We start from the raw sequence: 11749 nt of genomic DNA, 5'->3' as shown, positions 1-11749 counted from the left end.
CATCAATCTACTGCGCCAGCCATTGTGCCGGATCCACAGGAGCGCCACGATGGCGAATTTCAAAGTATAGGCCGGATTCCACTTGGCCGCCGGTTGCCCCTACGGTGGCAATAGTATCGCCACCCGTCACCGAATCTCCCACCCGTTTGAGCAGACTTTGGTTGTAAGCATAGACGGTCAGGTATTGCTGCCCATGATCCACAATGATGAGGTTGCCAAAACCACGCAGCCAATCGGCGTAGACCACCGTACCGGGGGCCACCACCTTGACCGGCGTGCCTTCGGGCGCGCGCAGCACCACGCCGCGCCAGACGCCGCCGTCCGGGCGGTCGACCCCGAAACGACCCTGCACCTGGCCGCGCACCGGCATGGTCAGTCCGTGGCGCAGGCCGTTGCCGCCGCCGACCGGCGCGGCGCGCGCGGTCTGGGTCTGCGTCTGCTGGGCAGGCTCGATACGTGTTGGAGCGGGATTTTCCTGGACAGGTTCCGCCTTTTTGGGCGGTTCCGGGGGTTTAACCTGAGGCGGCGGCTCGGCCGTGGCCACCCGGGACGGTTTCTGGTCGACCGGGCGCAATCCGGCGGCGTCCGGATCGGCCACCGCGACGGGACCGCGCCCCTGGCGCGAAGCGGCTTCGACCTGCTCGCGCGCCTGGGCCGCCTCGCGCGCTTCACGGGCGTCGCGGTCGCGCTTGGCGTTGTCGGCGGCCAGTTTGCGATCGGCATCGGCCTGCTTGCGGTCGGCCTCGGCCTTCTTGCGGGCGTCCTCCGTGGCGCGGCGCTCGGCGTCGGCGCGCTTCTTGGCTTCCTCGGCGGCGCGGCGCGCCTCTTCCGCTCGGCGGACTTCCTCGGCCCGCTTGCGCGCTTCCTCGGCGCGGCGGGCGTCCTCGATCTGCTTGGCGATGGCCGCGTCCAGATCGGTGATCAGCCGCGACAGGCGCTGATCGTCGCGTCCCAGCTTGTTGGCTTCTGCGCGCTGGGCGGCGATCTGCCCTTCCAGCTGCGCCAGCAGCGTGGAACGCTCCTTCTGCTGACCGACCAGCGCGGTCTTCTGTTCGGAGGTTTCGGCCACGACCTTTTCGATCTCGGCGCGGCGGGCGTCGGCGCGCCCCTGCAGGGCGGCCAGGCGGTCGATGTCCTCGCGCAGGGCCTGCACGGCCTTGGCGCGGGCCTGCGAGACGTAATCCAGATAGCCCAGGTTGCGGCCCAGCACCTGGGGGTCGTCCCCAGACAGCAAGGCCGTCCAGGGTGACAGGCCGCTGGTGTACTGGGTGCGCAGCTGTTCGGCCAATTCCGTGCGGCGCTTGGCCAGCACCAGCTGTTGGGCGCCGATCTGCTTTTCCAGGCTGGTCAGGTCGGTCTGCGCCTGGCGGTTGGCCTCGGCCAACTCCCGCAGGCGCAGGTTGATCTTGGAAATGGCCGATTCCGACTGCTTGAGGGCGTCGGCCGCTTCCTTGCGGGCGGCCTCGCGGTCATCGATGTCCTTTTGCAGGTTCTCGATGCGGTCCCGCAAGGCGGCCTGCTGCTTTTCCGCGTCGGACTGGCGGCCGGCGAGGTCGTTGGGCGCGGCGCGAGCCGACAGCGCCCCACCGGTCAACATGACCGCCAACAACAACCCTGCCGCGCGACGCATAGGAATATCAGTCCTTCTTAGCCTTGCCCTGGGCTGCCACCGCAGCCATGGCCGCCTCGATCTCGGCGGCATCGCCCAGATAATAGTGGCGGATCGGGCGCAGGTCATCATCCAATTCGTAGACCAGGGGCTGGCCGGTAGGAATGTTCAGGTTGACGATGTCTTCGTCCGAGACGTTGTCCAGGTGCTTGATCAGGGCGCGCAGGCTGTTGCCGTGGGCGGCGATCAGCACATTGCGACCCGAGCGGATGGCCGGGGCGATGGATTCGTTCCAGAACGGCAGCACGCGGGCCACGGTGTCCTTCAGGCATTCGGTGGCGGGCAGCTGGTCGGCAGGCACCTTGGCGTAGCGCTTGTCGAAACGGGGATGGCGTTCGTCGTCCAGGGCCAGCGGCTCCGGGGCAATGGCGTAGGCGCGACGCCAGATCAGCACCTGCTCGTCGCCGTACTTGGCGGCGGTTTCGGCCTTGTTCAGGCCTTGCAGCGCGCCGTAGTGGCGTTCGTTCAGGCGCCAGGTCACGCCCACCGGCGTATACATGGCGTCCATGGCGTCCAGGGCGATCCACAGGGTGCGGATGGCGCGCTTGAGCAGCGAGGAGTAGGCCAGGTCGAAGGTAAAGCCTTCTTTCTTGAGCAGCTCGCCGGCCTTGCGGGCCTGTTCGCGGCCGGTGTCGGTGAGGTCGACGTCGGTCCAACCGGTGAAGCGGTTTTCCAGGTTCCACTGGCTTTCGCCGTGGCGCATCAGAACGAGTTTGTGCATGATTTGGGACGCTTGTAACGCGGGTTAAAGTGAAGGAATGCGCTCATTTTATAATTGAGCGATTTTGCCCTTGATTTTGCCCCGGCGCACCCGCCCATTTCCGTGGCGCGGCGCTTCAGGGTTCGCCTATACCAGGCTAGTCGCCGCACTTCAGGATGCCCCGTGGACCTTTTGCAATTCTTGATCGATAAAAACAACGTCTTCATCGTCGCCGTTGCCGTCATCTCCGGCGTCATGCTGGCCATCCCCGCCCTGCGCAAAGGCCGCACCGGCTCGGCCGTGAGCACGACCGAGGCCATCCAGATGGTCAACCAGCGCCAGGCCGTATGGGTCGACGTGCGTGCCGCCGAGCAGTTCCAGGCCGGCCACATCGCCCAGGCCCGCAACGTGCCGGCCGCCGACCTCGAACAGAAGGCCGCCTCGCTGCCCAAGAACAAGCCGCTGATCGTGGTTTGCGACAATGGCCGCGATTCGGCCCGCGCCGCCGCCAAGCTGCGCACCCAGGGCTTTGCCGACGTGGTGCCGCTGGATGGCGGCATGCGCGCCTGGTCGGCCGCCAGCCTGCCGGTGACCCAGAAGGGTTGAAGCCAGGGGCCGCGCCCCCATCTACCTATTCTTGTACCCACAGGAGCGCCCATGAATAAAGTCGTCATGTACAGCAAGGACTATTGTCCTTATTGCGCCCGCGCCAAGGCCTTGCTGGAACAACGCGGCGTGACGGACCTGGAAATCATCCAGATCGACCGGGACCCGTCCCAGCGCGAAGTCATGATCGAACGCACCGGCCGGCGCACCGTGCCGCAGATTTTCATCGGCGATACCCACGTCGGCGGTTGCGACGACCTGATGGCGCTGGACCGCTCCGGCGGCCTGACGCCCATGCTGAACGGCCAGGCGTCCCCGGCCAACTAATCGCCTCCCTTTTTGCCCCTCCCACCAACGGAAACACTCATGGCTGATCAAGACCAAAACTCCCAGCAAGAAGGCGGCAACGACGCGCCCTCGTTCAATCTGCAGCGCGTCTACCTGAAAGACCTTTCGCTGGAAATGCCGAACGCGCCCCACGTCTTCCTGGAGCAGGAAGCGCCCCAGGTCGAGGTGAGCATCACCGTGGGCGGTCAGCGCCTGGCCGAAACCGTGTTCGAAACCACGGTCACGGTCACCGTCACCACCCGCATCAATGAAAAGGTCGTGTACCTGGTCGAAGGCACGCAAGCCGGCATCTTCGAGGCCGCCAACATCCCGGCGGAACAGCTCGACCCGCTGCTGGGCATCGTCTGCCCGACCATGCTGTACCCCTACCTGCGCGCCAACATCGCCGACGCGATCACCCGCACCTCGATGCCGCCGCTGCACCTGACCGAAGTGAACTTCCAGGCCCTGTACGAGCAGCGCCTGGCCGAACTGCAACAGCAGCAAGGCGCCGCCAACGGCAACGGCAGCGACTCGGGCATCATCCTGCCCCCTGGCGCCACCCGCCAGTAAGGCAAGCTGCGGCGCCCCATGAAAAACGCCCCGTCGCTACGCGTCGCCGTCCTGGGTGCGGGAAGCTGGGGCACCGCGCTGGCGGCGGCCGCCAGCCGTCGCCACAGCACCGTACTCTGGGCGCGCGACGCCGCGCAGGCGGCCGACATGGCCGCCTCGCACGAAAACGCGCGCTACCTGCCGGGCATTTCCCTGCCCCAGGCACTGAACATCTCCTCCGATCTCGACGCCACGCTGCGCAGCCTGCAGGACGACGGCGCCCAGCGCCTGATCGTGCTGGGCGTGCCCGTGGCCGGCCTGACCGCCATCTGCGGCGAACTGTCCCGCCGGCTGCCCGCGCTGGGATTGCAGGACACCCCCATCGTCTGGACGTGCAAGGGCTTTGAAGCCGACACGGCCAGGCTGCCCCACGAAATCATGCGCGAGGCCCTGCCGGGCGCCACCGGCGGCGCGCTGTCGGGCCCCTCGTTCGCGCGCGAAGTCGCGCAGGGCCTGCCCGTGGCGCTGACCGTCGCCAGCGACAACGCCGCCTTGCGCGCCGCCACCACCGCCGCCTTCCACGGCGCGGCGCTGCGCGTCTACGCCAGCACCGACCTGGTCGGCGTGGAAGTGGGCGGCGCGCTGAAGAACGTGATCGCCGTTGCCTGCGGCATCGGCGACGGCCTGGCCCTGGGCACCAACGCCCGCGCCGCGCTGATCACCCGCGGCCTGGCCGAGATGACCCGCTTCGGCGTGGCGCTGGGCGCGCAGGCCGAGACCTTCGCCGGGCTGACCGGCCTGGGCGACCTGGTCCTGACCGCGACCGGCGAACTGTCGCGCAACCGCCGCGTTGGCCTGGAGATCGGCGCCGGCCGCAAGCTGGCCGACATCCTGGCCAGCGGCATCACCGCCGAAGGCGTGCGCTGCGCGCGCGCGGCCCTGGATCGCGCCCGCGCCATCGGCGTCGAACTGCCCATCACCGAAGCCGTCTGCGCCGTGCTGTTCGACGGCGTGGCGCCCATGACGGCCGTGTCCGCCCTGCTGGCGCGCGACGCCCGCTACGAAAACGCGGACGGCAGCGGCCAGCCGGACGCCGCGCCCCACTGATCCGCCCATAAGAACACCACGCACAACACCCAGGAGACATCCTTCATGACGCAAGCCCGCAAGTTCCGGGTCGGCCCGCTGCTACGCGGCCTTTGCCTGAGCCTGGCCGCCATCCTGCCGGCCGCCGCCCACGCCGACTGGCCCGACCGTCCGATCCATATGGTCGTGCCCTATCCGCCCGGCTCGTCGCCCGACATCCTGGCGCGCACGATCTCGGAACCGCTGTCCCAGGCCCTGGGCCAGCCCATCGTGATCGACAACAAGCCGGGCGCTGGCGGCAACATCGGCACCCGCATCGTGGCGCAGGCCAAGCCTGACGGCTACACGCTGCTCTACACAATCAACGGTCCGCTGGTCACCGCGCCCACGCTCTACAAGAAGTCGCTGGGCTACGATCCGCTGCGCGACCTGCAACCGGTGTCGCTGGTGGGCACCAGCCCCAACGTGCTCGTGGTGCCGAACAGCCTGAAGGTCGACAACGTCAAGGATTTCGTCGCGCTGGCCAAGGGCCGCGGCAATTCGCTGAACTACGGATCCGTCGGCCCGGGCAGCTCGGCCCACCTGGCCATGGAAATGTTCAAGGAAAGCGCCGGCATAGACCTGGCGCACATCCCCTACTCGGGCTTTCCGCAGGTGATCTCCGCCATCATCGGCGGCGATATCCAGGCCGGCTTCATGGTGCCTGCCATCGCCGTGCCCCAGGCGCGCGACGGCAAGGTCAAGCTGCTGGCCGTGACCAGCCTGCAGCCCAGCGACGCGCTGCCGGGCGTGCCGACCATGGCCTCGCAAGGCTATCCGGACTTCGAAGCCATTTCCTGGAACGCCGTGCTGGTTCCGGCCGGCACCCCGACGCCCGTGGTCGAGCGCCTCAACAGCGAGCTGGCGCGCATCATCGACAGCGACGCGGTGCGCAAACAGATGGCGCTGCAATACTTCACGCCCGCGCCGTCCACCCCGGAAGCCCTGACCGCGCGCATCAAGAACGAAAAGGCGCGCTGGGACCAGGTGATCGAAAAGCTGAATCTGTCTCTGGATTGATCGTCCAGGCGCGCTGACGGGTCACGCGCGCTGAGTGCCCGGCTGTTTTGCCGGGGCTCTCGCGCCCACCCGTCACACTCCCCCTTCATATCCCTGCTGGCGCCAGGCCTCGAACACCGTCACCGCGACGGCATTGGACAGGTTCAGGCTGCGCTGGCCGGCCCGCATCGGCAAACGCAGGCGCTGCTGCGGCGGGAACATCGCCTGATGTTCCTCCGACAAGCCGGCCGTTTCGCGGCCGAACACAAACACATCCCCCGGCTTGAAGCCGATGTCCGCCACGCTGCGCTGCGCATGCGTGGTCAGGGCATAGATGCTGGACGGCGTGGCGCCGGTATCGGCCAGGGCTTCCTCCAGGGAATCGTGCACCCGGACCGGCTGCCATTCGTGGTAATCCAGCCCGGCGCGGCGCATGCGGGCGTCGTCGAGCTCGAAGCCCAGGGGACGCACCAGATGCAATTGCGCGCCGGTATTGGCGCACAGGCGGATGGCGTTGCCCGTGTTGGGCGGGATCTCGGGGCAGACGAGGATGACGTGAAACATGGTGCTGGGGCCTGTGGACACTGAACGGAGCCCCGCGCAGGCCTGCCATCGGCTGCCTGGCCAGGAACTCGAAACGGGTGGCGGCTGAAGGCGCCGCCGCATGCCTGGAATTGTCGCCGATTTGCCTCTCGGCCGGCTCAGGGCGTGCGGGCGGCGACCAGTACCGTGACGCCCGCCGCCCCCGCCGCCAACAGCGCGGCTGCGGCCGCATCGGCCGTGCTGCCCGTGGTCATGACGTCGTCCACCACGACCATCTGCCGCCCATGTACTCCGCCCGTGCAATGGAACAGGCCTTGCGCCGCCAGCCGGCGCGCGCGGCGCCCCTGCGCGGTTTGCCTGGGCGTTTCCCGGAGCCGCCGCAGCAGCCCGTGCGCCAAGGGCAGCTCCAGTTCGGCCGCCAGGCTGCGGGCGATCTCCGCGGCCGGGTTCATGCCGCGCTGGCGCAGCGAGGCGCTGCTGGCCGGAATGGCGACCAGCAGGGCGTCGTCGGGCAAGGGGCCGTCGCGCCTGACGGCGGCCGCGATAAGCCGGGCCAGCACGGGCGCCATGCTGAGCCGCAGCCGGGTCTTGAGCATCAACACCAGCGTATCGGCCGGCGGCGCGTAGTCGAACGCAGCCACGGTGCGCGAGAAGGCCCTGGGAGCGCCCAGGCAGGCGGCGCAATGCGGCGAGCCCGGACGCAGCCGCAGGGCGCAGCGGCGGCAGCGCGGCGGGACTTCCGCACGGGCCGCAATGCCCGGCATGATGGCCTCGCGGCTATCCGCGCTGCTGACGCTGCTGGCCCCGATGGCTCCATTCCCGCTGGATCTGCCCCTACCGGCCATGCCCTCGCCGGCCCTGCCTCCGCTGGCACCATCCTGGCCGAAGCCGCCCCCGCAGATATCCGCCTCGCAGCCCGCGCACAACCGCGCGCCCGCCACCCGGGCCCCGCACAGCGGGCAATCGCAGCCAGCCCGGGACAGCAGCCACCGCCCCATGCGCCGTAGGGTCAATCGGAAGCCGCGGCCGGGATGCGCAATAATGGATGCCATCCCTCATGAAATCATGATCCGCCCGCCGCGAAGACGCGGGCGCGACCGAAATGTCCCTGCCAGAATCCGCAACGCCCCCTTCCCTGCCCATCGTCAGCGCCGACGTGCCCCGGCAATTCGCCCGCCGCGGCGACCTGTCCGATGCCCAGTTCCTGTACGGAGAAGTCGCCCAGCGCATGCTGGGCCGCCTGCAATACATCCGCGTCAAGCCCGAGGCGATGCTGGACGCCGGCTGCGGCGCGGGCGACAACCTGCCGCTGCTGCGCGAACGTTATCCGGATGCCGCCTATACCGGCCTGGACAACTGCGAGCCGCTGCTGGAGCAGGCCCGCAAGCGCCATGCGCCGGCCGGCCTGTCGGCCTGGATCGGCAAGCTGGCCCGCCGCGGCCCGGCGGCGCCGGCCTTCGTCAACGCCGACCTGGCGCAAACCGGCCTGGCGCCGGAATCCCTGGAACTGGTGTGGTCCAACCTGGCCATGCATTGGCACCGCGCCCCGCACGCCGTGCTGGCGGAATGGCGCCGCGTCCTGAAAGTGGGCGGGCTGGCGATGTTCTCCTGTCTGGGCCCGGCCACGCTGCGCGAACTGCGCCAAGCCCTGGAAGACGCCGGCCTGCGCACGGCCACACCGTCCTTCGTGGACATGCACGACTTCGGCGACCTGCTGGTGGAAAACGGCTTCGCGGACCCGGTCATGGACCAGGAAATCCTGACCCTGACCTACCGCAGTCCGGAAAAGCTGCTGCAGGACGTGCGCGCGCTGGGCGGCAACCCCGCCGAAGGCCGGCGCGGCGGGCTGGTGGGCCGCGACTGGCGCGACCGCCTTTGCGCCGCGCTGGAAGCGCAGCGCCGGCCCGACGGCCTGATCGTCCTGAGCATCGAGGTGGCCTACGGCCATGCCTGGCGCGCCGCGGCGCATCGCAACACGGCCGGCGAAACCCGGTTGTCGGTCAGCGCGATCGGCGGCCGCCACCGCGCCGCCCCCTGAGACGGAGCCCGGCCTCGGCCGGGACTCCTGGCGGACGCCCTGCCTAGTGCAGGCGGTCCGGCAGCGGCACGCTGACCCCCGGCTCGGAAGCCGGCAGCGCCTGCATGGGCTCGGAGGTCGCGCGAATGCGGCGCCTCAGGACCGCAGTGGGTTCGGCCGGCCCTACCCCGGGCGCGGCCGCGCCGCGCCATGCGTTCGACATCGCTTCCACCACCAGCGGCAGATCGCGCAGGCGATGGAACTGGCTGCGCAGCCAGCGCGAATCGTTGCCGCTGCGCATGGACTCGTCACGCAGGGCGGCGATCATGTCGCCCGTGCCCAACTCTTCAGCCACCGGCATCAGGCGCTGGAACAGGTTGCGCAGGTGATCCATCAGCCGCAGGCGCTGGCCGTCCGGCGTGACGTAGCTGCCCTGCAGGCCGAAGCGGCAGGCCTGGAAGTGGTTGCTGCGGTAGGACAGCCAGGCGCCGTCGCCCGGATCGCCCTCGCGCATCAGCAGCACGGCCAGGGCTTGAGCAAAGGCCGCCAGCTGGCAAGCCCGCTCCACCGTCAGCGGCGTGTCGCAGACGCGGATTTCCACCGTGCCGAATTCGGGCTTGGGGCGGATGTCCCAATACAGGTCCTTGATGCTTTCCGCCAGGCCGTAGGCCCGCAGTTGGGCCAGATGGGCCTCGAACTGGTACCAGTCCTTCACCTCGGGCGGCATATGGCCGGCCAGCGGGAAGCTGTTGACCGCGTTCAGGCGCGAGCACGAGAACAGCGTATCCACGCCCTCGCAATACGGCGAGGAGGCCGACAGCGCGATGAAGTGCGGCACGTAGGGCGACAGGCGGCGCAACAGTTTGATGGAATCGTCACCGCTCTTGACGCCCAGGTGGATGTGCTGGCCGAAGACCGTAAATTGACGCGCCAGGTAACCGTACATTTCGGCCAGGTACTGGAAGCGCGGGGTGTCCGAAATGGAGCGTTCCTGCCAGCGCATGAAGGGGTGAGCGCCGCCGCCCGCGACCGACACGCCCACGGCATCGGCCGCTTCGATCAGCGCGTCGCGCATTTCGCGCATCTCGGCCAAGAGGCCCATGGGGTGCTCGTGCACAGAGGAATTCAGTTCAATCATGGACCGCGTGATTTCCGGTTTAACGCGGTCGGCGATGGGGTGGTTGGCCATTTGGGCCAGCAGCTCGTCCGAAGCTGCGGTCAGGTCAAAACTGCGGGGGTCGATCAGTTGCAGCTCGAGCTCGATGCCCAGGGTGTTGGGGGCCGACGAAATGAACGGGATCTGTTCCATCTCGGACTCCTATCTGAATGTTTGATGAGGGTGTGCGCCGTTCGACCTTGAAGCCCGGCAACTTCCCGGGGGGCACTAGACGGCAGCTTGTGCACGCATGATAGCCGCTGTTTTGTGGCAAGAAGATGGAAAATCGTGACATTTATGTGCAACATCACGAAGCAATCGGTTTTTCCCTGTGAAGAAAAGTGAGCGAGCGCTCACGGCATAGAAACGGCGCGGCCTGCCGGCCCATGCCGCCCGCATAGCCAGTCTGGAAGGGGCTTGCGAAGGGGGGTGGGACAACCCTTATTAGGGTTATTACCTATCAAATCACGGCCTGAAAGACCCTGATGAGCCGCCCCACCACCGGGCCGTCCCAAGGCGGGACATCTCCCCCGGGGAGCTGCAAGCGCACGGGGCGTGGGGCCCTTACTTGCGCCAGAAAATGGGGGTGAAAAGAACCAGCACGGTCAGCAACTCCAGGCGCCCGATCAGCATCGCGAAGGTGCAGACCCAGATCTGGAAGTCGGACAGCACCGCGAAGTTGCCCATGGGGCCGACCGGGCCCAGGCCGGGTCCGGTGTTGTTGACGCTGGCGAAAACGGCCGAGAAGGCCGTGATGGGGTCCAGGCCGGACAGCAGCAGCAGGCTGGTGAAAACAGCGATGGAGAGGCCGTAGAACAGCATGAAGGCCAGCACCGACGACATGGTGCGGGCCTCGACCGCGCGGCCGTTGATGCGTACCGGACTGACCGCGTGCGGGTGCAGCATGGTGACCAGCTCGTTGCGGGCCTGCTTGACCAGCAGGATCGCCCGGATCATCTTGATGCCGCCCCCGGTCGACCCGGCCGAGGTGGCGAAGCCGGACAGCAGCAGCATGGTCAGCGGCGCGAACAGCGGCCACTGCGCGAAGTCGGTGTTGGCGTAGCCCGTGGTGGTCGCCATGGAAATCGTGTTGAACATGCCGTAGCGCAGCGCCTGCAGCGGGTCGGTGTAGACCCCTTTCAGGAACAGGAACACGGAAATGACCAGGCCCACGCCCAGCACCACGACCAGGTAGGGAATCGCCTCCGGACAGCGCACATAGGCGCGCGCGCTGCGCTGGCGGAAGGCGTTGAAATGGGTGGCGAAGTTGATGCCGGCGATCAGCATGAACACCATCGCCACCATTTCCACGGCCACCGAATCGAAATGGGCGAAGCCGTCGTCCCAGGTGGAAAAACCGCCCAGGCCCATGGTGGTCGCCATGTGGCACCAGGCCTCGAACCACGACAGCCCGACCGCCCGGTAGGACAGGAAGCACAGGATGGAAAACACGAAATAGACCGCGTACAGCGCCTTGGCGGTGCTGGCGATGCGGGGCGTGAGGCGCTCGTCCTTCATCGGCCCGGGCGTTTCGGCCCGCACCACCTGGTGCCCGCCGACCCCGAGTAGGGGCAGGATCGCCACGGCCAGCACCAGGATGCCCATGCCGCCGATCCAGATCAGCGTGGCCCGCCACAGGTTGATCGACGCGGGCAAGGTGTCCAGGTTGGTCAGGACCGTGGCGCCGGTGGTGGTCAGGCCGGACATGGCCTCGAAGTACGCGCCCGTGAACGACAGCGGCAGCCCGGCGCCATGGAAATAGAGCAGCAGCGGTATGGCCGCCAGCAGGGGCAGCCCGGCCCACACGGCCGACACCAGCACGAAACCGTCGCGCGCCCGCAGCTCGCAGCGGGCGCGGCGCGTGATCACGGCCAGGCCACCGCCGATGCCCACCGAGATCAGGAATCCGTCCAGGAAGGCATCGCGCGCCGCATCGCCGCCCACATAGGCGACGACCAGGGGGATCAGCATGGTGAGCGCGAACATCACCATCGTCAGGCCCAGGATATAGAGGGTGCCCAGGACGCGCTTCATGGAGCTATCCGGCCGCGCGCG

12 protein-coding genes are annotated in these 11749 nt (G+C 68.1%); 6 read left to right on the top strand and 6 right to left on the bottom strand.

The window, feature by feature from the left end:
* Window positions 1-7: 7 nt before the first annotated feature.
* Together HWY37_RS00820 and gpmA are read right to left on the bottom strand one after the other, a co-directional pair.
* Window positions 8-1630 (bottom strand): peptidoglycan DD-metalloendopeptidase family protein, encoded by a 1623-nt coding sequence (locus HWY37_RS00820; protein WP_176087612.1) that lies wholly within the window; start codon window positions 1628-1630, stop codon window positions 8-10.
* Window positions 1631-1637: 7 nt separating this feature from the next.
* Window positions 1638-2390 (bottom strand): 2,3-diphosphoglycerate-dependent phosphoglycerate mutase, encoded by a 753-nt coding sequence (gpmA, locus tag HWY37_RS00815; protein ID WP_175207001.1) that lies wholly within the window; start codon window positions 2388-2390, stop codon window positions 1638-1640.
* A 162-nt stretch (window positions 2391-2552) separates the two neighbouring features.
* Between gpmA and HWY37_RS00810 the strand changes: the two genes are divergently transcribed.
* Genes HWY37_RS00810 through HWY37_RS00790 form a run of 5 tightly spaced genes read left to right on the top strand, consistent with a single transcriptional unit; the run spans window position 2553 to window position 5999 of the window.
* Window positions 2553-2975, top strand: coding sequence for a rhodanese-like domain-containing protein (locus HWY37_RS00810; protein ID WP_175207000.1), 423 nt, complete (start codon window positions 2553-2555; stop codon window positions 2973-2975).
* Window positions 2976-3026: 51 nt separating this feature from the next.
* Window positions 3027-3302, top strand: coding sequence for a glutaredoxin 3 (gene grxC, locus HWY37_RS00805; RefSeq protein ID WP_175206999.1), 276 nt, complete (start codon window positions 3027-3029; stop codon window positions 3300-3302).
* A 39-nt stretch (window positions 3303-3341) separates the two neighbouring features.
* Window positions 3342-3875, top strand: coding sequence for a protein-export chaperone SecB (gene secB, locus HWY37_RS00800; RefSeq protein ID WP_176087611.1), 534 nt, complete (start codon window positions 3342-3344; stop codon window positions 3873-3875).
* An 18-nt stretch (window positions 3876-3893) separates the two neighbouring features.
* Window positions 3894-4961: an NAD(P)H-dependent glycerol-3-phosphate dehydrogenase gene (locus HWY37_RS00795; protein ID WP_175206997.1), complete on the top strand. Its 1068-nt coding sequence runs from the start codon at window positions 3894-3896 to the stop codon at window positions 4959-4961.
* Window positions 4962-5006: 45 nt separating this feature from the next.
* Window positions 5007-5999 carry a Bug family tripartite tricarboxylate transporter substrate binding protein gene (locus tag HWY37_RS00790; protein ID WP_175206996.1) on the top strand — a complete coding sequence of 331 codons (993 nt, stop codon included), beginning with the start codon at window positions 5007-5009 and terminating at the stop codon, window positions 5997-5999.
* A 72-nt stretch (window positions 6000-6071) separates the two neighbouring features.
* Here the strand turns inward: HWY37_RS00790 and HWY37_RS00785 are convergent, their stop codons facing one another.
* Both HWY37_RS00785 and HWY37_RS00780 read right to left on the bottom strand, forming a co-directional pair.
* Entirely contained in the window at window positions 6072-6542 is a 471-nt protein-coding gene (locus tag HWY37_RS00785) for a tRNA (cytidine(34)-2'-O)-methyltransferase (protein ID WP_175206995.1), read from the bottom strand.
* Window positions 6543-6679: 137 nt separating this feature from the next.
* Window positions 6680-7285: a ComF family protein gene (locus HWY37_RS00780; RefSeq protein WP_175206994.1), complete on the bottom strand. Its 606-nt coding sequence runs from the start codon at window positions 7283-7285 to the stop codon at window positions 6680-6682.
* Between the two features lie 338 nt (window positions 7286-7623).
* Here HWY37_RS00780 and HWY37_RS00775 point away from each other — a divergent pair, with 338 nt between their 5' ends.
* Complete coding sequence (locus tag HWY37_RS00775; protein ID WP_175206993.1) at window positions 7624-8559, top strand: methyltransferase domain-containing protein; 936 nt, start codon at window positions 7624-7626, stop codon at window positions 8557-8559.
* 43 nt (window positions 8560-8602) lie between these two features.
* Here HWY37_RS00775 and HWY37_RS00770 read toward each other — a convergent pair whose 3' ends face one another.
* Together HWY37_RS00770 and HWY37_RS00765 are read right to left on the bottom strand one after the other, a co-directional pair.
* Window positions 8603-9847: a YbdK family carboxylate-amine ligase gene (locus HWY37_RS00770; protein WP_175206992.1), complete on the bottom strand. Its 1245-nt coding sequence runs from the start codon at window positions 9845-9847 to the stop codon at window positions 8603-8605.
* A 411-nt stretch (window positions 9848-10258) separates the two neighbouring features.
* A complete protein-coding gene (locus HWY37_RS00765; protein WP_175206991.1) occupies window positions 10259-11728 on the bottom strand; it encodes a TrkH family potassium uptake protein in 1470 nt (489 codons plus the stop codon).
* Window positions 11729-11749: the final 21 nt, after the last annotated feature.

Origin of the sequence: Achromobacter anxifer (assembly GCF_903652925.1) — a bacterium.
Taxonomy (GTDB): domain Bacteria; phylum Pseudomonadota; class Gammaproteobacteria; order Burkholderiales; family Burkholderiaceae_B; genus Achromobacter; species Achromobacter anxifer.
The sequence above is the reverse complement of the archived record's forward strand: the minus strand, read 5'-3'. Positions and strand labels throughout refer to the sequence as shown.

Coding starts and splice junctions, on each gene's coding strand:
- HWY37_RS00820 (WP_176087612.1), bottom strand. CDS start 1,630: ATGCGTCGCGCGGCAGGGTTGTTGTTGGCGGTCATGTTGACCGGTGGG.
- gpmA (WP_175207001.1), bottom strand. CDS start 2,390: ATGCACAAACTCGTTCTGATGCGCCACGGCGAAAGCCAGTGGAACCTG.
- grxC (WP_175206999.1), top strand. CDS start 3,027: ATGAATAAAGTCGTCATGTACAGCAAGGACTATTGTCCTTATTGCGCC.
- secB (WP_176087611.1), top strand. CDS start 3,342: ATGGCTGATCAAGACCAAAACTCCCAGCAAGAAGGCGGCAACGACGCG.
- HWY37_RS00795 (WP_175206997.1), top strand. CDS start 3,894: ATGAAAAACGCCCCGTCGCTACGCGTCGCCGTCCTGGGTGCGGGAAGC.
- HWY37_RS00790 (WP_175206996.1), top strand. CDS start 5,007: ATGACGCAAGCCCGCAAGTTCCGGGTCGGCCCGCTGCTACGCGGCCTT.
- HWY37_RS00785 (WP_175206995.1), bottom strand. CDS start 6,542: ATGTTTCACGTCATCCTCGTCTGCCCCGAGATCCCGCCCAACACGGGC.
- HWY37_RS00780 (WP_175206994.1), bottom strand. CDS start 7,285: ATGCCGGGCATTGCGGCCCGTGCGGAAGTCCCGCCGCGCTGCCGCCGC.
- HWY37_RS00775 (WP_175206993.1), top strand. CDS start 7,624: ATGTCCCTGCCAGAATCCGCAACGCCCCCTTCCCTGCCCATCGTCAGC.
- HWY37_RS00770 (WP_175206992.1), bottom strand. CDS start 9,847: ATGGAACAGATCCCGTTCATTTCGTCGGCCCCCAACACCCTGGGCATC.
- HWY37_RS00765 (WP_175206991.1), bottom strand. CDS start 11,728: ATGAAGCGCGTCCTGGGCACCCTCTATATCCTGGGCCTGACGATGGTG.